Raw genomic sequence first — 24,572 nt, 5'->3', positions numbered from 1 at the left:
TCGCGCCGAGCGGGTTGAGTGCGGGGTCGCTAGGCAAGGCGGATCCTCGGGTCGAGGAAGCCGTACATGATGTCGGCAACCAGGTTGAACACGATGACCAGCGTGGCGGTGACCATCAGCCAGCCCATCAGCATGTACGGGTCGAAGGTGCGAATGGACTGGACCAAGAGGTTGCCCATGCCCTTCCACCCGAACACGGTCTCGGTGATGATCGCCCCGGAGAACAGCGCGGCCGAGTTGATGGAGAACAGCGTGCTCACCGGGATCAGCGCGTTGCGGAAGGCGTGCCGGAAGATCACCCGCCGCTGCGAGATGCCCTTGGCCCGCGCGGTGCGCACGTAGTCGGAGTTCAACGTCTCGAGCATCGAGGCGCGCTGGAACCGGCTGTAGGCGGCGAAGCTGATGAGGGTGAGGCTCAGCGTCGGCAGCAGGTAGGTGCCGGTGTACTTGAAGACCACCTCGCTGAACGACCCCTGGAACCCACCGGCCGCGGGGCTGACGGTGCTCAGCCACCGGTCCATGCCCAGGCTCTCCAGCAGGTTGTTGAACTTGATGCCGTAGGTCTTGAGGATCACCGCGACACACACGATGGGCATCGAGAACATCAGGAAGGCGCTGGAGGTGGCGAGGTAGTCGAAGATCGAGTACTGCTTGACCGCGGCGAGGACGCCGACCGAGACACCCAGCACGATGGCCAGCAGCTCGGCGCCGATCACCAGCCGGGCGGTGATCCACAGCGCCCGCATGACGGACTCGAAGACGTCCACCTTGGCCTGGCCGAGGGCGATGGACTTGCCCCAGTCGCCCTGCAGGAAGTCCAGCAGCCACTTCCAGTAGCGGACGATGATCGGCTGGTCGAGGCCGAGGCTGGACTCGAGGTCGCGGATCTGCTGGGCGGTGACGCCCGGCTTGGCCTTGAGCTCGGCGACCGGGTTGCCCGCGGCGGCGACGAGGAAGAAGGCGAAGAGGCTGCCGATGGCCAGGATGGGGACGGAGATCAGCAGCCGACGGATGATGTAGCGAATCACGAGAGCTCCTCGGTGGGGTCCCAGGCGGCCGGTGGGCGGCGCTGGTTGTCCCTGCCTGCGTCAGTGTGCGCCCGACCAGGTCAGGTACCCAAGGCCGAGGGGCCGGACTGTGCGGCCCGGCCCCTCGGACTTCGTCGACCAGATGTGTCGCCGCCTGGGTGGCGGCAGGGAGTCGACTACGAGGTCTTGACCCACTCGTTGGCGTTCCAGAGAGCGCCGTTGTACGACTGGAAGTAGACCTTGTCGATGCCCTTGAACGCCCACATGTTGGGGAGCTGGTAGAGCGGCAGCGAGTAGTTGTCCTCGGCCATCAGGCGGTCGGCGTCCTGGAACGCCTTGCGGGAAGCGGCCTCGTCGAGGTTGCTGCTCGCGTCCTTGTAGGCGGCGTCGACCTTGGAGTTGGCGTAGTTGGACCAGTTCTGGCCGCCGCCGGTCTCGTAGATCGCCTTCTGGCTGGACTTGAACGGCGCCGCGGACCAGGCGAACAGGGCCACGTCGTAGTCGCCCTGGCTCACCCGGGTGTCGAGGAAGTTCGGGTCGGTGTCGTCGATGATCTCCAGGCCCGCGGGCTTGCACTGGGACTGGATGAGCTCGACGGTCTGCTTGCGGCGCGGGATGTCGGTGTGGCTGATCTTGATCGACACCTTCTCGCCGCCCTTGGTCGCGATGCCGTCGCCACCGATGGTGTAGCCGGCGCCCTCGAGGGTGGACTTGGCCGCGGCCGCGTCACCCTTGTACTGCGCGTAGTTGTCGGTGTAGCCCTCTTCGGCCTGGAAGAAGACCAGCGAGCCGAGCGGCTTGGCGTTCTCGAGCACCGGGCGGATCAGCTTCTCGGCCAGCTCGTCGCGGTTCACGCACTGCATGAACGCCTTGCGGACGGCCTGGTCGGCGAACCACTTGTTCTTGAAGTTGAGGTCCATGTGCTCGAACGAGAGGCCGTTGGAGGCACCGAAGCGCACACCCTGCGAGGACAGGCCGCGCAGCCGCTCGGCGGCGTTGGCGTCCGGCTGGGCCATGGAGTTGACCTGGACCTCGCCGTTCTCCAGTGCCTGGGCCTGGGCGACCTGGTCGGAGATGCCGCGCAGCACGATCTTGGCCGGGCCACCGGGCTTGCCGACCCACTTGGGGTTGCGCTCGAGGGTCACGGAGTTGTTCTGCTCGAAGGCGGTGATCTGGTAGGCGCCGGACGCGGGCATCAGCGCCTTGTCGAAGCCGTTCCACTTCGTCTTCCAGAACTCGGCCACCTTGCCGAGCGCGGCCTGGTCACCGCCGGTCGGGGTCAGCTTGGTGACGTCCGCGACGCCGGTCGCCTTCTCCAGGATGTGCGCGGGCATGATGTCCAGCGAGATGCCGAACAGGCCCTTGTAGTCCGGGTAGGACGTGCCGAAGGTGGTGACGACCTCGGTCTGCGAGGGGCACTCGACCTTGTCGATGAGCTCGTAGCCGGTGGTGTTGGCCGAGGTGAAGATGTCCTTGCCGTCGGCGCCCTTGGACTTGCCGGTCGAGGACAGCCACGCGAGGTAGAAGTCGTCGCAGTCCCACGCCTCGCCGTCGGACCAGGTCACGCCCGGCTTGATCTTCCAGGTGACGACCTGCGGGGACTTGCTGGTGACCTCGACGCTGTCCATCACGTCCTTGTTGAGCAGGACCTTGTTGTTGCCGTCGAGCTTGTAGGCGCCCGAGATGACCTGCGCGAGCGCGAACGTGTTGTACGAGTTGTTCGCGTCCGCCGCCGAGTTGTTGTACGCGGTGTACGGGTTGTCGGTCGAGACGACGAAGGTGTCAGTCGACTGCGGAACCTCCGGCGAGGTGTACTCGTCGCCGGACTCGCCCTTCGCGATCGCCATCGAGGCGATGTCGCCGGTCGGCTCCTGCGCCCCGGTGCTGCCGCCGTTGTCGCTGGAACCACCGCCGCACGCGCTCAGGACGAGCGACGCACCGACGACCAACGCGATCGCCGACAGTGAGTTTCTCTTAGTTGACACGTGCCCTCCTAGCACAGGGTCGCCCACGACCGATCCGGCCGGGCCGCACCCGGAACCCTTCACGCGCCCAACGACCGTTGGGCGGCGCACTAGGTGGGCACGCTAGGAACCAACTGTCACCGGGGTCACCTCTGGCGCGGCGATCGTGACCAAAGGGTGACCGGCAGGCGTCGGGGTGCAACGAGACCGTTACCAGCAGGTACCCAACGGTGTCGTCCCATGACGCAGCGTGGTCTGAGTCACCCCTGGGGTCGTTGCCACTGAGGAGCCGTCGCGAACGGTCCGGCGCCCGGCGGCCCGGGGGCCACACCGGACATTTCGCGGCGGACGACCAGCGCGTCGGCCTCTTGGTAAAGAGGTAGTGAAACCGCGCGGCTCCACAGTGTCGGTTCGACCAGACCGAGCGCTTCAGAGAGGCCGACGCCGCCGGTGATGGCCTTGTCGATGGTGTCCTGCACGGTCTGGTCGCAGAAACCCGTCGGGTTGGCGGCTGCGACGGGCGTACCCGCTGTCACGGGCGCGCAGCCGAACCGAGTGGCCAGCGCGGTCACCGGGTCGCCACCGGCGGGCTGGGGGGCCACTACGAGGTCGACCTGCTCGGCGGGCGCGGTGGCGGCGGCCGGGCGCGGGGCCAGCAGGTCGGTGAACAGGAGGTCGGCCTCGGGGGTGATCAGCCGGGACTGGACGCCACCCGCGGACAGCTGCCGTTGCAGCTCACGGGCCATGTCGATGTAGTCGGGGCGACCGGCCGGGGCGGCGATGACCAGGTTGAGCGGGGTGGCGCCGAGCATCCAGCCCTCGTTGACCCGGGTGTACCCGGCCTGGGTGAGCAGGCTCTGGGCGAGCGCGAGGTCCGGTTTGGTCGGCGGCGCGGCGGTCGAGGTGTAGCCCGGGGCGCTCGGGGCCAGGACCTGCGCGTTCGCGGGCAGACCGGGGCCGCCGCCGGTACCTGCCTTGACCAGGGCCTCGCGGTCGGTCAGCGCGACCACGGCGGAGCGGATGCGCTGGTCGGCCATCGCGGCACCGACCGGGCGCAGCAGGACCGTGGCGACGGTGGGGCGGGGCACGGTGGTCGTGGTGACGGTCAGGCCGAGGTTGGTCATGGCGGTGAGACCGTCGGCGTCCGGCGCGGACAGGGCCAACTGGTCGTGCCCGGAGCGCAGAGCGGAGGCGATGCCGTCAGCGTCACCTCGGCGCAGGATGACCCGGTCAAGTGGGACGGGGGTCGACCAGTAGCGGTCGTTGCGCTCTAGGACTACCTCGCCGCGGTCGCGATCGATGCCCTTGACCGAGAACGGGCCCGCGGTGACCGGGAAGTTCTCGCGCAGCACGTTCGCCCAGCCGCCGGGGATGTCCTTGAGCAGGTGGGCGGGCAGCAGGTTGGCGAACAGGCCGCGCCAGCCCGGGTAGGGCTTGGCGAAGGTGACCTCGACGACCCGGCCCGCGTCGCTGGCGGAGATGTTGGAGATCAGCCGGTACCCCGCGCTGTCGATCACGCCGGGTTCCTCGCGCAGCTGCTCCCACAGGTAGACGAAGTCCTCGGCGGCGATGGGCGCGGAGTCGGACCAGGCCGCCTCGGGGCGCAGGTGGTAGGTGACCGTGTACGGCTCGGCGCTGGTGACCTCGGCGGAGGCCATCAGGGTGCGGTCGAGCGTCGGGGTGCCGTCCGGACCGGGGCGGAACACCGAGGGCAGCAGGACCTGCGCGAGCGCGGTGGTGATCGTGGACTGGTCGGAGAACTTGTGCGGGTTGTAGCCCCCCGCGACGCTGTCCACCCCGACCACGGCCTCGTTGGGGGTCGGCAGCTTCGTCGTCTGGGTCCGCGCCACCTCGGTGGTCACCAACGGCGGCGGCGGCGCGTTCGTACAGCCCCCCACGGCCACCGCGACCACCAGCACAGCCCCCAGCCGCGCAGCCCCCCTACAACGCGCGAGCCACACGACCCCTCCTCCCCCAGGCGACCACGAAAGGCCCATGCTCCCAGACCCGCCCCGCCACCGGTTATGCAGCCAACCGCATGACGCACGGGCCTGGGCGCAGGTTCCGTGTGATCTACCTCAGACAGGACTACCGCTGGTCGCGGGCCTTGTCGCGGGAGCGCTGGCGGCCTCGGGTAGTGGCGTCGAGGATGACCTTGCGGACGCGGACGACCTCCGGGGCCACCTCGACGCACTCGTCGTTGGCGCAGAACTCGAGGGCCTCTTCCAGGCTGAGCTTGCGCGGCCTGGCCAGGGTCTCGAAGACGTCGGCGGAGGAGGAGCGCATGTTGGTGAGCTTCTTCTCCTTGGTGACGTTGACGTCCAGGTCCTCGGCGCGGGGGTTCTCACCGACGACCATGCCCTCGTAGACGTCGGCGCCGGGGTCGACGAAGAAGGTGCCGCGGTCGGCGAGTTGGAGCATGGCGTACGCGGTGGTCGGGCCCTGGCGGTCGGCGACCAGCGAGCCGGTGTGGCGGCTGCGGATCTCACCGGCCCACGGGAAGTAGCCCTCGAAGATGGCGTTGGCGATGCCGGTGCCGCGGGTCTCGGTGAGGAAGTCGGTGCGGAAGCCGATCAGGCCGCGCGACGGGACGACGTACTCGACCTTGATGCGGCCGCTGCCGTGCCCGCCCATGTGCTCCAGGCGGCCCTTGCGGCCTGCCAGCAGCTGCGTGATGGCGCCGAGGTACTCCTCGGGGGCGTCCACGGTCAGGTGCTCGAACGGCTCGCACAGCTTGCCGTCGATGGTGCGGGTGACGACCTCGGGCTTGCCGACGGTCAGCTCGAAGCCCTCGCGGCGCATCTGCTCGACCAGGATGGCCAGCGCCAGCTCACCACGGCCCTGCACCTCCCACGCGTCGGGGCGCTCGGTGGGCAGCACGCGCACGCTGACGTTGCCGACCAGCTCCGCGTCGAGCCTGGCCTTGACCACGCGCGCGGTGAGCTTGTTGCCGCCGTTGCGACCGGCCAGCGGGGAGGTGTTGACCCCGATGGTCATCGAGATGGCGGGCTCGTCGACGGTCAGCCGGGGCAGCGCGACCGGGTTGTCCAGGTCGGCGAGGGTGTCGCCGATGGTGATCTCCGGGATGCCCGCGATGGCGACGAGCTCACCGGCGGACGCCTCCTCGGCGGGGACGCGGTCCAGCGCCTCGGTGACCAGCAGCTCGGTGATGCGGACGTTGGCGGTGGTGCCGTCCTCGCGCATCCAGGCCACGGTCTGGCCCTTGCGCAGCCGACCCGAGTGGATCCGGCACAGCGCGATGCGGCCGAGGAAGCTGGACGCGTCGAGGTTGGTGACCAGGGCGCGCAGCGGGCCTCCTGCGTCGGCCAGCGGCGCGGGGACCTTGTCCATCAGCAGGTCGAACAGCGGGTCGAGGTTCTCGCTGTCGGGCAGGCCGCCGTCCTCGGGCTGGTTGAGGCTGGCCATGCCCGCGCGGGCGGAGGCGTAGACGACCGGCAGGTCCAGCACGGACTCGTCCACGTTGTCCAGCTCGGAGGCCAGCTCCAGCAGCAGGTCGTGGGTCTCCTCGACGATCTCGGCGATCCGCGCGTCCGGGCGGTCGACCTTGTTGACCACCAGCACGACCGGCAGGTTCGAGGCCAGCGCCTTGCGCAGCACGAACCGGGTCTGCGGCAGCGGGCCTTCGGAGGCGTCGACCAGCAGCAGGACACCGTCCACCATGGCCAGTCCACGCTCGACCTCGCCGCCGAAGTCGGCGTGGCCGGGGGTGTCGACGACGTTGATCACGATCGGCCCGTCCGGCGTCTGGCGGCGCACGGCGGTGTTCTTGGCCAGGATCGTGATGCCCTTCTCCCGCTCCAACTCGCCGGAGTCCATGACCCGGTCGACGAGTTCGGCGCGCGCGGCGAAGGCGCCTGACTGGCGCAGCATGGCGTCGACCAGGGTCGTCTTGCCGTGGTCGACGTGCGCGACGATGGCGACGTTGCGCAGGTCGTTGCGGCGCAGACCTGAGGTGGCCTGCTCGGCGGATGCGGTCGCTGTGGGCACGCGCGTGCTCCCGGTTCCTTGCTCTGGCGGTTGAGGGCGGCCCGGGCATGTCACGTGGCAGGGCGCCCGCGCAGCGGATGCGCTGCTGATGGCGTACACCAGGATACCCCGTCGGGTGGTGTGAGCAGCACCACGCACGCGATCAAGGAAGGTTAACCTAACCTCAGTTGCGGGTTTTGACCGGAACGGGGAGGTGGGGGGACGTGGGGAAGAAGCAGCGCACACCCGCCGAGACCGTCCGCAAGCTGATGAAGTCCGGCAAGGTCAAGAAGAAGTGCTGCCAGTCGAAACCGCGCTGCGGCAGGTGCCCGGTGCTGGCGCTGAAACGATTGAAGGCGGCGTGACGGCTGCGCTACCGTTCGCCGTGATGAGCACTCACAACGTCACCCTGTGGTGGGCCACCGACCGGCGGCCCTGACGTTGTGCACCCCACAGGCCGCCCACCCGGGCGGTCTTGGGACCCCGGGCGGGCGGCCCAGGCTTCGAGGAGCGAAGAGATGACCCGCCTGTCGGCGATCACCCCGTCCGGCCACGCCCATCTCGGCAACCACCTGGGCGCGATCCGCCGGTGGGCGCGCGAGGGCAGTGCCGGTGACCTGTACTTCGTCAGCGACCTGCACGCGATGACGGTGTCGTACAACCCGTCCCGGCTGCGGTCGCTGTCCCGGGAACTGCTGGCCGTGCTGCTGGCGGCCGGGATCAAACCGGACCGGGTGTTCGTCCAGTCCGACCTGGTGCGCGAGTTGGGCGCGCTGAGCTGGGTCCTGGAGTGCACGTGCTCGTTCGGCGAGGCGGCGCGGATGACCCAGTTCAAGCAGCGCGCCGACGGCCAGGGCATGGTTCGGCTAGGACTCCTCACCTACCCGGTGCTGATGGCGGCGGACATCCTCTTGCAGGGGGCGACCGAGGTGCCGGTCGGCCAGGACCAGACCCAGCACGTCGAGCTGGCCAGGAGCCTGGCCCGGCGGTTCAACTCGACCTTCGGCGAGGTCTTCGTGGTACCGCGCGCCGTGATGGCCCCGACGGCCGCCCGCGTGATGGACCTGTCCGACCCGACCCGCAAGATGTCGAAGTCCACTCAGGACAACGCGGGCGTCGTGTTCCTGCTCGACGACCCGGACCTGGTGCGCCGCAAGGTGATGCGCGCGGTCACCGACAACGAGAAGCGCCTCGAGTACCGGCCGACGACCCAACCGGGCTTGGCCAACCTGCTGGAGGTCCTGGCGGCGTGCGTCGGCCGCTCCCCGGTCGAGATCGCCGACGAGTACTCGTCCTACGGGGAGCTGAAGGAGGCCGCCGCCGAGGCGGTGGTGGCGGAACTGGCCCCCCTGCGGGCATCGGCCCTGGAACTCCTGGACGACCCGAAGGAGCTCGACGAGATCCGCGCCGCCGGTGCCGCACGGGCCCGCGAACGGGGCCAGCACGTGCTGGAATCAGCGCTGCGGATGGCGGGCCTCAGCGGATGAGGGATTGCTGATCAGACTGCTGTGATTGGGGTTCACCGATGGCGGTGGACCCCAACGCAGCTTCTGCCACCTGATGCCCTGACCTCATCGGGTGACACCTCCGCATTCCTCGCTGACGTCAGCTCCTCACCAGGAAAGATCGCTCTTGTTCGTGGGTAAGAGGCGGCAGGAGGAGAAGAGTGGACATCGGATCCCAGGCCACGCAGTTGCGATGGTTGGCCACTCGCGTTCCCACAACTGCCGCAGCTGCGGCCCGCGACGAACTGGACGCAGCCCTCAGCGATATCGCCCGCGCCCAAGGCTCCACCACAGGTTCGCACGACGTCCGAACTCTTGGCTCGCGCGTGAGCGGCGACCTCGACGCCGCCATCACCAGTCTGCGTCAATGGAGTGCCGCTTTGATCGAGCATGCTGACCACCACCGTGATCGCGCGTGAGTGGTTTCAGTAGCCGAGCACGCCGCCGCATTGCGTCGCGCAGCCGACCAGATCCCCGTTCAGGCAATCGCAACAGTTCTCGACCACTGCGAGGCTCTGGCCGTCGCTGCAACGGAACTGACCGAGCACTCCGGCCTACAAGCTCAAGCCAGGACAGTCGACGCATTGCTACGCAACGTGGACGCGGGCTTGCGTCAACTTCGAGCGCTGATCGTCGCCATCGCCGACCACCACACCCAGGGCAATCCAGCACTCGCGGCCTCAACCAGGGATAACCCAGCCCCTCAGGGCCGCGACGGTGCCCGCTACCCGCCTGAGTCTGACTGGTGTGCCGCCGGAATGCCGGACCGGCGCACGTCCGATGGCGTCCGCGACAAGACCACTGGACACGTACACCACGATGACTGGCCCGCCATCGGCGACAGGCGCGACACCCCTGTGGTCTCCGGCTACCACCCTCGGTGGTCAGCCGTTGCCGAGCAGGGCCTGATCGAGGTCGGCTTGCGGAAGCGCAACGCGCGGTTCCTGTCCGCCCACGTCGAGATCCAGGTCGCCGCCATGATGATCGCCACTGGCCGCCGCGAAGTCGAACTCACCATCAACCACCGGCCGTGTCCCGACAACGCTCCCTACCTCGGCTGCGGATCCGCCCTGCCGCGCTACCTGCCAACCGGCTATACCCTCACCATCTACGGCACCACCATTGACGGACAACCCACCGTTCTGCGCGCCCAAGGACAACGATGACCACCTCCGACGCGCCCAGCGTCTACGACATCCCCGAACTCAACGGCGACTCCACCGTCGTCCTCGATGCGCTAAGTGCGCACCACGGCGGCACCGCTTCCAGTGGGACCGTCTGGTGGCTCAACCACATCACCGCTGAGCACGACCATTGCCTCACGGTCGGGGTCCGAGGCCACCTCGGCGCCCTCACCTGGGACGAGGAGCCTGGCGGCACCTGGATCCCGGCCAACGGCACCAACACCACCCACGCCGACTACTTCACCCCCGACGGCGATCACAATCCCCAACTCCCCGGCACTGAGGTGCGTTACGAACTCGTACTGGAAGCCGTCACCGAGTTCATCCACACCGGCGCCCGCCCCCGCTGCATCGACTGGATCCGGGCCTCCGACGCAGCATGAGATCGACCGCCGCGTTTTCTGACTTGCAGTGGTCTTCACGTCGCCTTTCCGTGCATGGCTATCCATTCGATGGATGACGGCCGATCGCCGGTCGCGAGGAACTCCAGTGCGGCTCGGCGAACGTCCTCGAAAGGGATTTCGCTGCGAGCGGGCACTGGTCGTTCGTGGCTCATGTAGTCGTAGCTGAGCAACTCGTCTCCTGCGCCGTCGCCCTGGCTGAACCACAAGCCTGGCCAGGAACCACCGGAGAAGGTGAGCGCTCCGAGATCGTTGTTCACACCCACACCAAACTCGAGCGCGTCAGAGTCGCCGTCCACGTACCACTGCATGAACAGTGGGAGGTCGTACTCACGCGACTCGGCCTGAACACGGTCCATGAGCGCGATGACGTCGTCAGGAGTTCGGAGGACCACAGGGTCGCCGTCCTCGAAATATGCCCTGATCGCGATCATGGATTCGCCTCCCCGTGGTAAATGGCGTGAAACCCACCGGATCCGTGGATCGTCATAGTGTAGCCGCGAGGCAGGATTCTCGGCACCAGGGTATCGCATCCCCATTCCCCGACGCAGGGAATGTTGTTGATTGCCAACTCCACCCGCATGATCTTGTTGTTCCGCATGTGCACAGCGAGCTTGACCTCCACATCAGCAGCAGTCAGCGGGACCTTCTTCTCAGGCTGGCCATAGAACCACTCGACCGCCTCGTAATATTTGCTGTCCCACCCACTGACTTCCTCTCTTACCACGCCATCCGATCCCAGCCACCTGCCATGCGTTTTCGCCGCTGGTCGTCGACGCACACCGTTCGCGACGCGCGGAAGGTCCGGTGGAAGTCCGACGCGCAAGCCATGGCCGACGGTTGCCGGGAACTCTGACGACGAGCCTGATCTCGCCGCGGAGGCGGGCGGGCTTCGATGATGGTCCAAGGAGACCTGCGCAGCCGCCATGGCCTGGTCAAGCAGTGCGTCCAGGACTTGTAGGCGCTGCTCTGCATGACCGAGCGCCTCGTTGATCCTCACTGCTCGCCGGGTAGGACCCAAGATCTCGACGACATCCCGGTCGACCGCATCCAACTCTCGCTGGCACAGCCTCAAGAGCCGCTGGAGATCAGCAAGTGATGCGACAAGGCCCGCTAGGCGGTGAACGCTGTCAGCGATGGACAAGGCGGAGTGGTCAACGGGTGAAGGTGAAGAGGTGTTGGTCGGGTTGGAGGGGTTGGGGTGGGGTGGTGAGGCGGTGGACGCCGATGCCGAAGTCTTCTGTGGGGGAGGAGAGCCAGGTTCGGGTGAAGTGGTGTTGTTCGAACCAGGCGCAGATGGTGGGGACCAGGTCTGGGCGGCGGCGGGTGCGGGTCCAGATGATGGTGTTGGTGGTCAGTTGGGGGGCCAGGTCGATTGTGCGTTTGATGTCGGCGTCGGGGATGTTGCCGAAGATGCCGCAGAGGAGGACTAGGTCGGATTGGGTGGCGTTGGTGGTGTTGCCTGCGTCGCCGGTGATGATTTCTGTGGTGAGGCCGTGAGCGGTTTCGGTTGCTATGGCGGTGTTTCCGGGGTCCAGCTCGACGAGTCTGGTGTGGACGTCGTGGCGGCGGGGGTGGGTGGGGAGCACGCCGAGGATGTCGCGGGCTTGGCCTGCGCAGAGACTGAGAACGGAGATCGGGCCCGGCGGCGCGGCGTCGAGGAAGGCGACGATCTGGCCTTGGACGGCCCTGAGGCGGCGCGACAGGGTGGAAGTGGGGTCGTCGTAGTCGTCGTGCCAGGTTTGCCAGTCCATGGGGCAAACCTACGCTGATCCCAGCGCGGCATCGGGTGAATCTCGCCTAGTCGGGTTGGACGGCACCCCTTACTGTGCTGACTATGTCGATCCACGGTGAGGCTCAGCGCCTTCGCGGGTTGGCGCAATTGCTCAAGGACCACGCGGCGGAGCAGATCAATGCTCTGTCGACGTGGCTGGACGAGACGGCGCAGGACGTGACCGCGCTGCTGGGGCAGGCGAGCGGACGTAGCGCCATATGGGCAGCTCTGGAGTCGGTGCGCAGTCATCTGGAGGATCTGCATCGGGCACTGGTGCTGGCTGAGCAGTCGGTCTCTGATGCTGCCGAGCACCACGCACCAGGTGGCAGCAACCCCGGCTACCAAGGCATGTCACAAGCGACGAACCGTGTCATGACGCGAGTGTCAGATCCGCCAACGACAACACAATCGACCGGAATCGCGAATCTCCACGGAGACCGTTATCCCGAGGAGTCCAACCCGTACCACGACTTTCTCCCAGCACGGGTACGTCGAGCACGGCAGGATTCTCCGCCGATGACGGGCTGGGTCCAACTCGACGGCCGAGACGTCGGGGAGATCACCGCTACGCGATCGGACCCTTGGGCTGATGACGCGCGCGCGAGACTGCTGTCGTTGGGCCTTCGCCGCGCCAAGGGGTTGAACAACCACGTTGAGATGAAGACGGTGACGATGATGATCCAGACGAATGCGCGCGAGGGGCGAGTGATCATCAATCACGCTCCCTGCGGCTCCGAGCCAGGAGATCCGCCGGGGTGCGATGACGTTCTGCCCGCGTTCATCCCGGAGGGCCGTACGCTCACGGTCCTGGGTACAGATGCCAAGGGCGATCCGTTCAAGCGGACCTACCACGGGAAGGCTACGAGGTGACCGGAACTGAGCCCATCATCCATCGGGGGTTCATCGCTATGGATGAGATCTTGCCGGGGGTTGACCTGGTCGCTGAGGTTCGGGCGTTGAATGGGGGTGGGGTGGAGATTCCGTGGATGTGGTCGCTGAGTGAGAAGCGGATGGATCTGACCTCGACCGAGCAGTCGATGTTGACGTTCGGGGTCAATGGGGAGGTGGGGATCCTGGAGTGGCAGGAGGGGGACTCGTCGTTCACGCCGGTGGGAGGGGCGAACGCGGAGCGGTTGTCGTATTGGTTGGCGGGGTTTCACGAGTCCGAGGTCGAGCGGTACACGGAGGTGCCGGTGGAGCTGGTGTACGCGGCGGTGGCGGAGTACCTGCGGACTCGGTCGCGGCCGGGATGTGTTGAGTGGCGCGAGGTGGGGTGAGAACCCGGGGCGCTGGGGGGCGCCCCGGGGAGGTCAGCGGGTGAGGGTGGTGAGGAACTGGGACCAGTTCGGGGTGGTGAGGGTGGCGGTGGGGTTCTTGGAGTCGCGGATCGCCACGGGGTTGTCGCGGGTGAAGCGGATCTCGACGCAGTTATCGTTGGCGGCGCCGCTGAAACTGCTCTTGAACCAGCCGGTGTCTTGGGGACCGATAGTCATTTGCTGAACCCTTCGCTCTTTGCAGCAACCATTGCCAGGCTGTCGTCGCGGCTCAGCGCCAACTGATCGAGCCGCTCGAAGGCTCGGGCGATCCGATCGGTGTCCTCCGGCTTGTCGATGTAGGTCGACGGGCCGTAGATGACCGGCAGGAAGCCGATCGGCCTCAGCAACGCACCAAACCCGAAGAGCACGAAGGCGCCGTAGTGCGCGGGGTTGTCCCAGACAGGACTAGGGATGATACGAATGGCCAGGTTCTGGTAGGCGCGAGCCAACTCGGTGATGTAGTCGCACTGAGCGGCCATCACGTCCGCACTACCGACTCCGGCGTTGAACGTGTCTTCGGTGAAGTACAGCTGGATGTGCTTGGAATCAGCATGGTCGAAGACTGAACGCTGCCGTTCCAAGCGGGCCGCTACTCGCTTCGCGCGCGCCGGTTCGGGAGCGGCATCGAGCCAGATGCCTTCGCTGGCCTCGTTCAGGGCAGTGAGGTACTCACCACTTTGGACCAGAGCGGGGAAGACGCCGTTCTCGTATGCCTGGATCGACTCGGCTTTGGCTTCCAGGTAGGCGACGCGGCGCCAGGATTCTGGGCCTAGGTCGGTGTAGGGGTCGCCGGTGGGGGATTTTCTTGCTTCGGCGCCTAGGGATTCGAGTTCGGAGAGGCGGTCTCCGGTGGCGCCCAGGTACTTGGCGAGGGTGGTGAGTTCCTCGGCGGTGAAGGTGGCGCGGCCTTCCAGCAAGTTCATCAGGCGCTGGCGGGGTTTGCCCACGTGCTTGGCGGCCGCTTCCAGGGAGATGCCCGCGTCCGAGCGGAGCTGGGCCAGGGCCACGCCGAGGAAGACTCGGGGCATGGTGGCTGCGCCCTTCGCCATCGGTCCTCCTGTCGTCGTGGGCACGGCTACCGCCATCCCACCATCTCGTTGCGCCCGGGGAAACTTCCCCCGATCGGGGGTCTGTCGAGGGATGCATGTACCCCCTACATTATGGGATACATGTAACCCACAACGCCGGGCCCGCCTTCGCAGCGTAGTCAGTGATCAGCGCAGCGCGATCCCGACCCCACCCCCGAAAGGAAGCCCATGCGGCACGCCCCGATCGTCGTCGACACCTTCGTCACCATCAACGCGGACTGCGTCATGCGCGCCGAGACCGGCAGCGACGGCGTCGAGGTCCACTTCAACGAGAGCATCACCGGCCAGGACTTCACCATGCGCTTCACCCGCGACGCCCTGGAGACCCTGATCAGCGTCTGCAGCACCGAACTCGCCGCCTGAGGGCCGCTGGGGTGTGCCGCTGCCCCGGGCGGCACACCCTGGGACGGCCCAAGGAAGTCAGGCCAGGAGCACCCGCAGGTCCGGGAGCAGGGCCTCATCGGCCGGGAGCCAGGTCACCGTGGACAACTCGGCCGCGGTGAGCCACCTCAACGTCCGGTGTTCGCGGGCCGTGGGTTCGCCGTCTACCAGTTGCGCCGCATAGACCCTGAGCACGAGGTCTTCGCGCAAGGGGACGTCCGCGCCGACCCTCTCCCCCACCTTCACCGTTACGCCTAGCTCTTCCATGCACTCGCGTACGACAGCCTCTTCATCCGTCTCCCCCGGCTCCACGCGACCACCGGGGACCTCCCACATCCCAGCCACCTCTGGCGGGAACGCGCGCTCTTGCGCCAAGAGACCTTGCGGGCCAACGATCGCCGTTCCCACCACTACGAGCATGCGGGACATCCTTACGACAGGGACGTCGTTCGCCAACTCACCAGGAAGCGCGCACCACCTTCTGGCGACTCCGCCACGCGCACTGTCCCGCCGCGCCTACGGATCACCTCCGCCACTAGAGCCAGGCCGAGGCCGGTTCCCCCGCTGCTGCGCGCGCGGTCGTCCTGGACTCGGTAGAAGCGGTCGAATACGCGCTGGCGGTGCTCGGCCGCGATACCCGAGCCGTCGTCGTCCACTACGAGTCTGGTGACGTTAGAGCCTGTGATGACCGTGACCGTGATCAGGGAGCGCGCGTGGCGGACGGCGTTCCTGAGGAGGTTGTCCAGAACCAGATCCACCTCGTTGTGGGCGGCCCAGACCCAGGACAGCCCCGTCGGGGTGTGGACTACGACCTCGGGGCCGTCGTCGGAGGTGCAGCGGGCAGCGGCAGCGTGAGCGGCCGCAGTTAGGTCTACCGGCTCTGCTGGGGGTACCTCGCCTGCGTCGGAACGGGCCAGGGTGAGTAGGCCGTCGACTAGAGCTGACAGCCGCTCGGACTCGTGGACAACGTCGGTCAGGACCTCTTGGGACAGCTCCGGGTCGGGGTGTCGGACCGCGACCTCAGCCTGGACGCGGATCGAGGCGACCGGGGATCGGAGCTCGTGGGCCGCGTCGCCGGTGAAGCGTCTTAGCCTGTCTGCGGCTTCGTCGCGGCGGGCCAAGAGGTCGTTGAGAGCTCCGGCGAGGGAGTGCAACTCATCGTGCGACGACGGCAGGGGCAAACGTTTGCCTGCCCCTAGGCGGGTCGCTGCTGCGCGCATTCTTTGCACTGGTCGGAGGGCTGATCGCACCGCGAACCAGGTGGCTAGAGCGCTGGCGGCGGCAACAATGATCGCGGCGACCAAGAGCCACCGGAGAGCACTACCGTGCGCGGCCGCGTAACCGGGCAGGCCAGCGCCTACGACTACCAGGCGTTGAGAACCGTCAGGGCCGGTCGCGATGGTGCCCTGCCAGCGCGTGGGTGGGGTGTCTGTGAGGCGCAGGACAGGCGTACCGGCCTTGAGGACCCGCACGTCGGCAGGTGAGAGCAACGGCGCTGGCTTGCCGTCTACGGGCGTGCCCGCGGTGTCGAGGACGTGCACGTTGATGTTGGGCGTACCGGATGAGGGCGCCTTGCCTTCAGCTACTGCCGTAAGAGCCGCAGACAGCACTGGCGCGAGTTCGTCGTCGGTAGACCTGACCAGCAGCGGTCCGATCATGCGGCTGGTCAGCAGGGCCAGCACTACCAGCACCGCGAGGGTGACGGCCGTGGCGACGGTCGTGACTCGGAAGCGCATAGAGCGGCGCCGCCACAGCAAGCCGATCACCGGGGTGGGGCCGCGGCCGGGTCGATGGCGGCGTCCAGTTCCGACGTCGAGGCCAGGTAGCCGTGACCGCGCACCGTCCGCACGATGCCGTCCGCGCCCGCGGCGTCGAGCTTGCGCCGTAGGTAGCCGACGTACACCTCTACGGCGTTGCGGGTCGCGGCCTGCTCGTCGCCCCACACGGCGCGCAGCAGTTCGTCCTTGGTGACGACCGACCCCGCGCGCCCGGCCAGCGTGTCCAGCACCGCGAACTCCCGCGGGCTCAGCGACACCTGCGCGCCGTCGAACCGCACCTGACGGGTCCCCCGGTCGACCTCCAGCCTGCCCAGCCGCAGCGTCCGCCCGTTGCCCTCGTCCGAGCCGCGCCGCAGCACCGCGCGGACCTGGGCGACCAGCACCACGAACGAGAACGGCTTGACCAGGTACCCGTCGGCGCCCAGGTCGAGGCCGTCGGCCTGGTCGACCTCGCCGTCCTTGGCCGACACCAGCAGCACCGGGGTGCGCACGCCCTCGGCGCGCAGCCGCTCCAGCACCCGGTAGCCGGACAGGCCGGGCAGCATGATGTCGAGCAGGATCACGTCGAACGCGCCGGTCAGCGCCACCCGCAGGGCGCTGGGCCCGTCAGCGGCGACGACCACGTCCATTCCCTCGGCGGTCAACCCGCGTTGCAGGGCGCGCCGCACGCCCAGCTCGTCGTCGACCACCAGCACCCGAGGCTTCACAGGTGCCATCATGGCGCTAGCGGCCCACCAGGGGCGTGGACTCTCAGCCGACTCTCAGCAGGCCGGGCGCTCTCAGCACCATCTCAGCGAGGGTGGCGCAGTGTTCTCGGTGCGGGAACGACAACCCGAACAGGGGAGAGAGCAATGGACAGGAAGAGGACGGCGCTGACCGTCGCGGCAGCGGGAACAGCGGCGGGGGTCGTCGGGCTGGTCCTGATCGCGAGCCCGGCGGGGGCCAACGAGGCGCCGCCGACGCTGCCGCCCGTTAGCGCTGAGGCGCTCGTGCAGTCGGTCATCGACGCGAAGATCCCGGCGCTGGCGGGTGCGGTAGAGCTACGCAACAACATCGGCCTGCCGATCCCGGGTCTGCCCCAGGGCTCTAGCGACGACGAGCTTGCACGGGTCTACGCCGACGGACAGGGCCGCGGCCGGATCGCGCTCAAGCAGGGCGGCGGCGAGCGGACCTTCGTCCAGGACGGTACGACTACCTGGCTGTGGAACTCCTCGGACAAGTCGGTCACGAAGTTCACCAGCGAGGCCAAGGACGACTCCGAGGAGAAGCTGGCCGACCCGGCGACGGCGGCCCGCGACCTGGTCGAGCTGCTCAAGAAGGACTCCACGGTCACCGTGGACGGGACCGCGCGGGTCGCCGACCGGGCCGCGTACCAGCTGGTGCTGACCCCGAAGCCGACCGAGCGGACGCTGCTGCGCGAGGTCCGGATCGCCGTCGACTCCGAGACCAGGGTGCCGCTGCGGCTGGAGGTGCTGGCCAACGGGCAGTCCGACCCGGCGTTGCGGATCGGGTTCACCCAGTTCAGCACCGGTGCGCAGGACCCGGCACTGTTCACCTTCACCCCGCCCGCAGGCGCGAAGGTCACCGAGGGCAAGCAGGAGAAGTCGTCGGAGGACAAGGGTGAACTGCTCAAGTCGGCCGACCTGAAGGTCGTCGGCGAGGGCTGGGACGTGGTCGCGACCGGCAAGGTCCCCGCGGCGCTGCTGTCGGCGCAGATCCCGCAGTCCGGCGAGCGCGGCGGTCCGGTGGACGCCACCAGCATCCTCAAGAAGCTGGGCAAGGAGGTCTCCGGGTCGTTCGGCACCGGGTACGTGATCTCGACCAAGGTCGGCACCGCGCTGGTGACCGCCGACGGCCGGGTCGCGGTCGGTGCCGTGCCGCAGCAGGTCCTCATCGACGCCCTCGGGCAGAAGTGAGCGGCTTGACCGAGCAGAGGGCGGCCGCGGTTCCTACCGCGGCCGCCCGCACCAAGGGCCTTCGTAAGGTCTACCGGGGCACGGTCGCCGTGGACAACGTCGACCTGGTAGTCCCAACGGGTGCGGTACTGGGGATGCTCGGCCCCAACGGTTCAGGTAAGACGACGACCATCCGGATGCTGCTCGGTCTGGTGACGCCCACCGCGGGTGAGGTGGAACTGCTCGGTCAGCGGATGCCGGACGGCGCCGCGCTGGCGTTGCCCCAGGTGGGGGCGTTGGTGGAGGGGCCTGGGTTCTACCCGTTCCTCTCGGGCCGGGAGAACTTGTTGCGCTTTGCTGCGGCGGAACCGCTGTTGTCCACGTCGGACATCCCGGGGGCCGTGGGGGCGGCGCTGGAGCGGGTCGGGCTGTCGGGGGCGGCGGGGCGGCGGTTCCGGGGGTACTCACTCGGGATGAAGCAGCGGCTCGGTCTGGCGGCGGCTTTGCTGGTACCACGGCAGTTCGTGGTGCTGGACGAGCCGACGAACGGACTGGACCCCGCAGGCACGCGGGAGATCCGGACGATCATCGCCGACCTGCACGCCGCGGGGACGACGGTGCTGGTGTCGTCACACCTGCTGGCCGAGGTCGAGGCGACTTGCACGCACGTGGCGGTGCTGAACCAGGGGACGGTGGTGGCGCAGGGGGAGCTGTCGTCGCTGCTGGAGGCGGGGAGCGCGAACCTGCTGGTGACCACGCCTGAGGTGACGCTGGCGGTGGACGCTCTGCGGGAACAGCGGGTGCCTGCTCGGGCGGTGCCGGAGGGGGTTCGGGTGGACCTGACGGCCACTACGGCGCCTGCGGTGGTGGAGGTCCTGGTGCGGGCGGGGGTGCCGGTGCACGAGGTGCGGCGGCAGCGGACCGGGCTGGAGGACCTGTTCGCGCGGCTGACGGAGGACACGTCGACGGCGGAACTGGGCGATCTGGACACGTTGGTCACGGAGGACGCCCGATGAACGGGCGGGCGGCTTTCGGCCGGGTCTGGGTATTGAACGAGGGGGAAGTCCGATGAGCGCGCAGACCGCCGATCTGGTGGGTGGGGCGGGTGGGGTGGACAAGCTGGTCGTGCGGCGGGCGCCGTTGGGGCGGGTGCTTCGGTCCGAGTTGCGGATGGTGTTGCGCAGGCCCCGGACGCTGGTGGGGTTGGGGTTGTTGGGGCTGGTGCCGGTGGTGATGGGCATCGGGATCGCGATCGCGACCGCGTCGGGGGAGACCGGTGAGGGTGACGCGATGGCGGCGTTGGTGATGGGCAACGGGATGCTGTTGCCGATCTTCGCGCTGTCGGTCGCTGTCGTGATGCTGCTGCCGCTGACCGGGGCGATGCTGGCGGCGGACGCGTTGGCCGGGGAGTCGTCGCACGGGACGTTGCGGGGTATGTTGATGGCCCCGGTCGGGCGGGGGCGGCTGCTGGCGGTGAAGGCGTTCGGGGTGGCGGCGGTGACGTTGCTGGCCGTGGTGCTGATGGCGGTCACCGGGATGATCACGGGGGTGCTGTTGCTGGGGGGCGACGGCATGCTGACCGCCTCGGGGACGTCGCTGCCGTTCGGGGAGGCGCTCGGGCGGGTGGCGATCACGGTGGTGTACGTGGCGCTGCAGGTGTGGGCGTTGGCCGCGGTGGCGCTGGCGGTGTCGGCGTTCACCGAGCACCCGCTGATCGTGGTGGTGGTGACGCTCGGGCTGGTGATCGTGTCGGGGGTGCTGAGCGCGATCCCGGCGCTGGACTGGATCGACCCGGTGCTGGTGACGACGAGCTGGGACGCGGTCGGCGAGATCATCCGCGACCCCATCGCCTGGAGCCCGCTCGTGGACGGCGCCCTGCGCGCGGCCTGCTACATGCTGATCGGCGGCTCCATCGCCTACAGCCGCATGCTCACCCGAGACGGCTGACCTGCCGCTCGGGGACACAACGGCGACGCCTCGCTTGGGGCGTCGCCGTTGCGCTGTCCAGGGCGTCCTGGCTGAGCAGCCCCCCGAATCGAGCCTAGGTGGGGCTGCGCGGAGGGGGCCAGGGTGATGGTCGGGGCTGTGGACAGGTTGGGGGGATGGGGATATCCGGACGGAGCGGCAGGAATGGGCACTGGGCAGACGTTGGGCGCGGCAGGGGTAAGTGTGGCGTTCGGGTAAGAGGGAGGCGACGTCCGGTGGCGCTAACCGGTAGGCGCGGCGTCGAGCAGCCCCCGAATCAAGCCTAGGTGGAAGCAAGTGGCGGGGCCAGGGTGATAGTCGGGGCTGTGGACAGCTTGAGGCGATGGGGATCGACTGGAGTCTGCACTGGGCAGGCGTCGGGGCAGGAAGAGGCCCGTGGCGAGCATGGCGGTGTGGTTGAGGATGGCTCGCTCGGGGCGCGTCGCGTATTCCGGGCACACGGCGCCCAGCACCGCGACCGGGTGGACGACGAAGGCATGCGTCCCGGCGGAGTAAGAGCGGGGCGGTGGGGTAAGAGGGCGGCGATGCCGCGCAGTCCCAACTGTTGGACACCGGATCGAGCAGCCCCCGAATCAAGCCTAGGTGGGGGCGCGCAGAGGGGGCCAGAGTCACGATCGGGGCTGTGGACAGGTTGGGGGGATGGGGATCGTGGGGCGCTAGCCGATGATGGCTAGGCCGTCGGGGTTTAGGGATAGGGGGGTTTGGGTGTGGGGGGTGGGGGCGGGGGTGGAGGCGATGCTGGCTGTGGCGTCCACTAGGAGGGTGGGGGTTTGCACGGTGAGTCGGATGTGGTCGCGGTGGTGGACTGTGGTGGTGATGGTGCCGGTGGTGGGGCCGGGGGCGGCGTTCAGGGCCGTGGGGCGTAGGCCGAGGCGGACGGGGCCGTTGGGGAGGGGGAAGGGGGTTGGGCCGAAGGGGGTGTGGATGATGCCGTTGGTTGCTGTGGCGTCAACAAAGGAAGTGCAGCCCAGGAAGCGGGCGGTGTCCTCGTCGACGGGGTGGCGCCAGACCTGGTTCGGGGTTCCGGTTTGGACGATCTGACCGGCGCGCATGACGGCTACTCGGTTGGCCAGGGTGAATGCCTCGTCGTGGTCGTGGGTCACCACCAGGGCGGTGGTGCCGGAGTCGCGCAGCAGGCGGGACAGGTCGATGGCCAGGTGTTCGCGGAGTGATCTGTCCAAAGCAGACAGTGGCTCGTCCAGTAGCAGCAACCGGGGGCGGGGTGCGAGGGCCCGAGCCAGGGCTACCCGCTGTTGCTCGCCGCCGGACAGCTCCGTCACGCGGCGCGGGCCGAAACCGGCGAGGCCCACCAGGTCCAGCAGTTCGTCCACCCGGGCGGCGACCTTCCGCTCCCCCGCCATCCGCAGTCCGAACGCGACATTCCCCGCGACCGTCCGATGTGGAAACAGCTGCCCGTCCTGGAACACCAGCCCGAACCCGCGCCGGTGCACCGGCACCCCGCCCAGATCCACCCCGTCCCAGGAAATCCCCCCGTCCGCGGGCTCCAACCCCGCCACCGCCCGCAGCAGCGTCGACTTCCCGCACCCGGACGGCCCCAGCAGCGCCAACACCTCCCCGTCGGCGATCTCCACGTCCACCGCCGAAACAGCCGCCACCCGCCCGTACCGCACGGTCAGACCGTCAACGCGAAGCATCGAGACCTCCTCAGCACTAGAACTCCCCGACCGTGCCGACGCGGAGGCGGTCCACGGCGATGACGATGGCCACGGTGACCAGCATCAGCAGGGTGCAGGACGCGTACGCCAGCTGGTTGTTCAGCTCCCCCGGGCGGGCCACCAGGCGGCCGATGACCACGGGGAGGGTGGCGGATTCGGGGCGGGCCAGGAAGCTGGTGGCGCCGAACTCGCCCAGGGCCACGGCGTAGGCGAAGGCGGTGGCGGCGACGAAGGAACGAGCCGACAGGGGTATGTCGACCTCGCGCCAGACTCGCCAGGGTGGGGCGCCGAGGGTGGCCGCGGCTTGGCGGAGGCGGGTGTCGATCGACCGCAGTACCGGGAGCAGGGTGCGGATGACCAGCGGGGTCACCACGAGGGCCTGCGCCAGCGGGACCAGCAGCGGTGACGTGCGCAGGTCGCCGGGCAGCGCGTCCAGGGTGATCAGGTAGCCGAAGCCGACCGTCACCGCGGAGACGCCCAGGGGCAGCATCAGTGCGGTGTCGATGGTCTCGATGAGGCTGGGGCGGGCTCGGGTCCGGCCCAGCGTCACCAGTGCGACGCACGAGAGGATGCCCAGCACCAAGGCGAGCATGGTCGCATCGGTTGCCGCGCGCAGCGAGTTCAGCACCGCTTCCCAGCCCGTGACCTGCAACGACCCGCGGAACCCGGTCCCGCCGATCGCACGGTAGCCGTCGAGCCCCGACTCGAACGACTTGGCCACCAGCGACACGATCGGCACCATCAGCGCGGCGATCACCGCATACGCCGCCGCGACAACGCCCCGCTCGCCGCCGACCGGACGCCGCGCCGTGTCCGCCCGCCCCCGCAGTCGCAACGCAGTCGACCGGCGGCGCAGCACGGCCCCGATCACCAGCACCGCGACAACGGAGGCCAACTGGAGCAACGACAACGCCGCCGCCCCGGTCAGGTCGAACAGTTGCACCGTGCGCAGGTAGATCTCGGTCTCCAGCGTCGCGTACTCCCCGCCGCCCAGCAGCAGGACCACGCCGAAGCTGGTGGCGCAGAACAGGAACACCACGGCGGCCGACGACGAGATGGCGGGCCGCAGCACCGGCAGCGTGACGAAGAGGAAGGTCCGCCACCGGGACGCCCCGAGCGACCGCGCCGCGTCCTCCGCACGTCTGTCCACATGCGACCACAGCGCCGACACCGTGCGGGCCACGACCGCCACGTTGAAGAACGCGTTCGCCAGGATGATCGCCAGCGGTCCGCCGTCGCCGAACAGCGAGCGGAACGCCAGGCCCACCACCACCGTCGGCAGCACGAACGGCACCATCACCGCCGCGCGCACGAACCCGTTGCCCCACAACGACGTCCGCGCCAGCAGGAACGCGACCGGCAGGCCGGCGGCGACCGCGACAGCAGTGGCCGCCGCGGCCTGGCCGAGGGTGAAGCCGACGATGGACCAGGTGTCCGAACTGGACAGGACCGCGCCGACGCCGGGGCCGAGTCCGAGGCGGACGATCGCCACCACCGGCCACAGGAAGAAGACGGCGAGGAACCCCAGCGGCAGCGCGGCCGCGGCCAGCGCGCCGGTCAGGCCCGGACGGCCGTGCGCCACTGCTCGATCCACCGCTCCCGGTTGCCCTGGATGTCCTCGACCGGCAGCGTCGACGGGCTCTCCGGTCGCGGCGCGGCCTGCTGCCAGGCGGCGGGCAGTGCGACGCCGTCGCGCGCCGGGTAGACGTACATCGACTCGGGCACCAGCTTCTGGAACGTCTCGGAGATCAGGAAGTCGACGACCTTGCGCGCGTCGTCGGGGTTCTTCGCGCCGTTGAGCACACCCGCGTACTCCACCTGGCGGAAGCACGTGTCGAGCAGCGCGGCGGTGCGGGGCTTGCCGTCCGTGCCGATCTCCGCCGACGGCGACGAGGCGTAGGAGACGACCAGCGGGCGCGGGCCCTTGCCGGAGGACCCGGAGAACTCCTGGGTGTACGCCTCTTCCCAGCCGCTGACGACCTTGACGCCGTTGTCCTTGAGGCGCTTCCAGTAGTTGGGCCAGTCCTTGTTGCCGTAGTGCGCCACTGTCGCCATCAGGAACGCCAGGCCGGGCGAGCTGGTGGCCGGGTCCTCGACGACGAGGAGGTCCTTGTAGCGCGGGTCGGCGAGGTCCTCGAAGCTGGCCGGGGTGGCCAGTTCGCGGCCCGCGAGCGCGGCGAGGTCGACGTTGACGCACACGTCGCCGACGTCCACCGCGGTGAGCCTGCTGGAGTTGTCGACCGCGTACTTCTGCGGACCCTTGTCGGCGTCGGCGGGCTTGTACTCGGCGAAGACACCCTCCGTGAGCGCGCGTGAGGCGAACGTGTTGTCCACTCCGAACGCCGCGTCGCCGATCGGCGCGGACTTGGTCAGCACCAGCTGCGTGGTCAGCGCGCCCGCGTCGCCGCTCTTGCGCACGTCGATCTTGATTCCGGTGTCGGCCTTGAACTTGTCGAGCACCGGCTGCTCGACGGTGAACGAGTCGTGCGTGACGAGGACCACCGTGCGCTCTGAGGTGTCCTGGGAGCTCGCCGTGCAGCTCGCGACCAGCGGGATGGTCATGGCGGCGGCCAGCAGGAGGCGGCGTCTGCGCATGGGGTGTGTCCTTC

26 protein-coding genes are annotated in these 24,572 nt (G+C 68.6%); 11 read left to right on the top strand and 15 right to left on the bottom strand.

Annotated elements, in window-relative coordinates; translation table 11 throughout:
• Window positions 1-29: 29 nt before the first annotated feature.
• From CLV68_RS27860 to typA, 4 genes are all read right to left on the bottom strand, one after another.
• On the bottom strand, window positions 30-1,028 hold the full coding sequence (locus CLV68_RS27860; protein ID WP_121393873.1) for an ABC transporter permease: 999 nt from the start codon (window positions 1,026-1,028) through the stop codon (window positions 30-32).
• Window positions 1,029-1,204: 176 nt separating this feature from the next.
• Entirely contained in the window at window positions 1,205-3,013 is a 1,809-nt protein-coding gene (locus tag CLV68_RS27855; RefSeq protein WP_121393872.1) for an ABC transporter family substrate-binding protein, read from the bottom strand.
• A gap of 239 nt (window positions 3,014-3,252) precedes the next feature.
• Complete coding sequence (locus CLV68_RS27850) at window positions 3,253-4,854, bottom strand: ABC transporter family substrate-binding protein (RefSeq protein ID WP_246010146.1); 1,602 nt, start codon at window positions 4,852-4,854, stop codon at window positions 3,253-3,255.
• A gap of 226 nt (window positions 4,855-5,080) precedes the next feature.
• Complete coding sequence (gene typA / locus CLV68_RS27845; RefSeq protein ID WP_121393870.1) at window positions 5,081-7,000, bottom strand: translational GTPase TypA; 1,920 nt, start codon at window positions 6,998-7,000, stop codon at window positions 5,081-5,083.
• A 203-nt stretch (window positions 7,001-7,203) separates the two neighbouring features.
• Between typA and CLV68_RS34295 the strand changes: the two genes are divergently transcribed.
• The 5 genes from CLV68_RS34295 (at window position 7,204) to CLV68_RS27830 (ending at window position 10,051) form a co-directional block, all read left to right on the top strand.
• Complete coding sequence (locus CLV68_RS34295) at window positions 7,204-7,344, top strand: hypothetical protein (RefSeq protein ID WP_170224627.1); 141 nt, start codon at window positions 7,204-7,206, stop codon at window positions 7,342-7,344.
• A gap of 153 nt (window positions 7,345-7,497) precedes the next feature.
• Window positions 7,498-8,466 (top strand): tryptophan--tRNA ligase, encoded by a 969-nt coding sequence (trpS, locus tag CLV68_RS27840; protein ID WP_121393869.1) that lies wholly within the window; start codon window positions 7,498-7,500, stop codon window positions 8,464-8,466.
• A gap of 179 nt (window positions 8,467-8,645) precedes the next feature.
• Complete coding sequence (locus tag CLV68_RS33530) at window positions 8,646-8,903, top strand: hypothetical protein (RefSeq protein WP_147460190.1); 258 nt, start codon at window positions 8,646-8,648, stop codon at window positions 8,901-8,903.
• Window positions 8,904-9,650, top strand: coding sequence for a DddA-like double-stranded DNA deaminase toxin (locus tag CLV68_RS33525; RefSeq protein ID WP_147460189.1), 747 nt, complete (start codon window positions 8,904-8,906; stop codon window positions 9,648-9,650). It abuts the gene before it with no gap.
• Window positions 9,647-10,051, top strand: a complete 405-nt coding sequence (locus CLV68_RS27830; protein WP_121393867.1) for an Imm1 family immunity protein — start codon at window positions 9,647-9,649, stop codon at window positions 10,049-10,051. The genes CLV68_RS33525 and CLV68_RS27830 overlap by 4 nt, the downstream gene beginning before the upstream one ends.
• A 35-nt stretch (window positions 10,052-10,086) precedes the next feature.
• Here CLV68_RS27830 and CLV68_RS27825 read toward each other — a convergent pair whose 3' ends face one another.
• The 3 genes from CLV68_RS27825 to CLV68_RS27815 all read right to left on the bottom strand — a co-directional run bounded on the left by CLV68_RS27825 (window position 10,087) and on the right by CLV68_RS27815 (window position 11,823).
• Window positions 10,087-10,503 (bottom strand): Imm1 family immunity protein, encoded by a 417-nt coding sequence (locus CLV68_RS27825; protein ID WP_170224626.1) that lies wholly within the window; start codon window positions 10,501-10,503, stop codon window positions 10,087-10,089.
• Window positions 10,500-11,069 carry a DddA-like double-stranded DNA deaminase toxin gene (locus tag CLV68_RS27820; RefSeq protein ID WP_147460188.1) on the bottom strand — a complete coding sequence of 190 codons (570 nt, stop codon included), beginning with the start codon at window positions 11,067-11,069 and terminating at the stop codon, window positions 10,500-10,502. Before CLV68_RS27820 ends, CLV68_RS27825 begins: the two co-directional genes overlap by 4 nt.
• Before the next feature lie 154 nt (window positions 11,070-11,223).
• Complete coding sequence (locus CLV68_RS27815) at window positions 11,224-11,823, bottom strand: SAM-dependent methyltransferase (protein ID WP_121393865.1); 600 nt, start codon at window positions 11,821-11,823, stop codon at window positions 11,224-11,226.
• Between the two features lie 83 nt (window positions 11,824-11,906).
• On the opposite strand from CLV68_RS27815, the gene CLV68_RS27810 reads away from it, so the two are divergent.
• Both CLV68_RS27810 and CLV68_RS27805 read left to right on the top strand, forming a co-directional pair.
• Entirely contained in the window at window positions 11,907-12,713 is an 807-nt protein-coding gene (locus tag CLV68_RS27810) for a DddA-like double-stranded DNA deaminase toxin (RefSeq protein WP_147460187.1), read from the top strand.
• A complete protein-coding gene (locus CLV68_RS27805; RefSeq protein WP_121393863.1) occupies window positions 12,710-13,120 on the top strand; it encodes an Imm1 family immunity protein in 411 nt (136 codons plus the stop codon). Before CLV68_RS27810 ends, CLV68_RS27805 begins: the two co-directional genes overlap by 4 nt.
• Before the next feature lie 33 nt (window positions 13,121-13,153).
• Here the strand turns inward: CLV68_RS27805 and CLV68_RS27800 are convergent, their stop codons facing one another.
• Complete coding sequence (locus CLV68_RS27800) at window positions 13,154-13,336, bottom strand: DUF397 domain-containing protein (protein WP_121393862.1); 183 nt, start codon at window positions 13,334-13,336, stop codon at window positions 13,154-13,156.
• Window positions 13,333-14,208, bottom strand: coding sequence for a helix-turn-helix domain-containing protein (locus CLV68_RS27795; RefSeq protein WP_170224625.1), 876 nt, complete (start codon window positions 14,206-14,208; stop codon window positions 13,333-13,335). Before CLV68_RS27795 ends, CLV68_RS27800 begins: the two co-directional genes overlap by 4 nt.
• Window positions 14,209-14,415: 207 nt before the next feature.
• Between CLV68_RS27795 and CLV68_RS27790 the strand changes: the two genes are divergently transcribed.
• Window positions 14,416-14,610 (top strand): hypothetical protein, encoded by a 195-nt coding sequence (locus CLV68_RS27790; RefSeq protein WP_092785511.1) that lies wholly within the window; start codon window positions 14,416-14,418, stop codon window positions 14,608-14,610.
• Between the two features lie 57 nt (window positions 14,611-14,667).
• On the opposite strand, the gene CLV68_RS27785 is transcribed toward CLV68_RS27790, so the two are convergent.
• Genes CLV68_RS27785 through CLV68_RS27775 form a run of 3 tightly spaced genes read right to left on the bottom strand, consistent with a single transcriptional unit; the run spans window position 14,668 to window position 17,125 of the window.
• Window positions 14,668-15,048, bottom strand: a complete 381-nt coding sequence (locus CLV68_RS27785; RefSeq protein WP_121394034.1) for a (deoxy)nucleoside triphosphate pyrophosphohydrolase — start codon at window positions 15,046-15,048, stop codon at window positions 14,668-14,670.
• Between the two features lie 11 nt (window positions 15,049-15,059).
• The gene (locus CLV68_RS27780) at window positions 15,060-16,364 is read right to left on the bottom strand and encodes a sensor histidine kinase (RefSeq protein ID WP_121394032.1); all 1,305 of its coding nucleotides are present in this window, start codon (window positions 16,362-16,364) and stop codon (window positions 15,060-15,062) included.
• Between the two features lie 26 nt (window positions 16,365-16,390).
• Entirely contained in the window at window positions 16,391-17,125 is a 735-nt protein-coding gene (locus CLV68_RS27775) for a response regulator transcription factor (protein ID WP_170224624.1), read from the bottom strand.
• A gap of 132 nt (window positions 17,126-17,257) precedes the next feature.
• Here CLV68_RS27775 and CLV68_RS27770 point away from each other — a divergent pair, with 132 nt between their 5' ends.
• The 3 genes from CLV68_RS27770 to CLV68_RS27760 are packed head-to-tail and all read left to right on the top strand — an operon-like array spanning window position 17,258 to window position 20,248.
• Complete coding sequence (locus CLV68_RS27770; protein ID WP_121393859.1) at window positions 17,258-18,322, top strand: sigma-E factor regulatory protein RseB domain-containing protein; 1,065 nt, start codon at window positions 17,258-17,260, stop codon at window positions 18,320-18,322.
• A gap of 5 nt (window positions 18,323-18,327) precedes the next feature.
• Window positions 18,328-19,317 (top strand): ABC transporter ATP-binding protein, encoded by a 990-nt coding sequence (locus CLV68_RS27765; RefSeq protein WP_246010145.1) that lies wholly within the window; start codon window positions 18,328-18,330, stop codon window positions 19,315-19,317.
• Window positions 19,318-19,369: 52 nt separating this feature from the next.
• On the top strand, window positions 19,370-20,248 hold the full coding sequence (locus CLV68_RS27760) for an ABC transporter permease (protein WP_121393857.1): 879 nt from the start codon (window positions 19,370-19,372) through the stop codon (window positions 20,246-20,248).
• Window positions 20,249-20,943: 695 nt separating this feature from the next.
• Here the strand turns inward: CLV68_RS27760 and CLV68_RS27755 are convergent.
• Genes CLV68_RS27755 through CLV68_RS27745 form a run of 3 tightly spaced genes read right to left on the bottom strand, consistent with a single transcriptional unit; the run spans window position 20,944 to window position 24,558 of the window.
• Complete coding sequence (locus CLV68_RS27755) at window positions 20,944-21,942, bottom strand: ABC transporter ATP-binding protein (protein ID WP_121393856.1); 999 nt, start codon at window positions 21,940-21,942, stop codon at window positions 20,944-20,946.
• 16 nt (window positions 21,943-21,958) lie between these two features.
• Window positions 21,959-23,557 carry an ABC transporter permease gene (locus CLV68_RS27750; protein ID WP_246010144.1) on the bottom strand — a complete coding sequence of 533 codons (1,599 nt, stop codon included), beginning with the start codon at window positions 23,555-23,557 and terminating at the stop codon, window positions 21,959-21,961.
• Window positions 23,521-24,558 (bottom strand): thiamine ABC transporter substrate-binding protein, encoded by a 1,038-nt coding sequence (locus tag CLV68_RS27745; protein WP_121393854.1) that lies wholly within the window; start codon window positions 24,556-24,558, stop codon window positions 23,521-23,523. The genes CLV68_RS27750 and CLV68_RS27745 overlap by 37 nt, the downstream gene beginning before the upstream one ends.
• Window positions 24,559-24,572 lie beyond the last annotated feature (14 nt).

The sequence above is a fragment of the Actinokineospora cianjurensis genome (assembly GCF_003663795.1).
Lineage (GTDB): Bacteria > Actinomycetota > Actinomycetes > Mycobacteriales > Pseudonocardiaceae > Actinokineospora > Actinokineospora terrae.
Note: the sequence above shows the minus strand (reverse complement) of the source record. Positions and strands in the feature narration are given on the sequence as shown.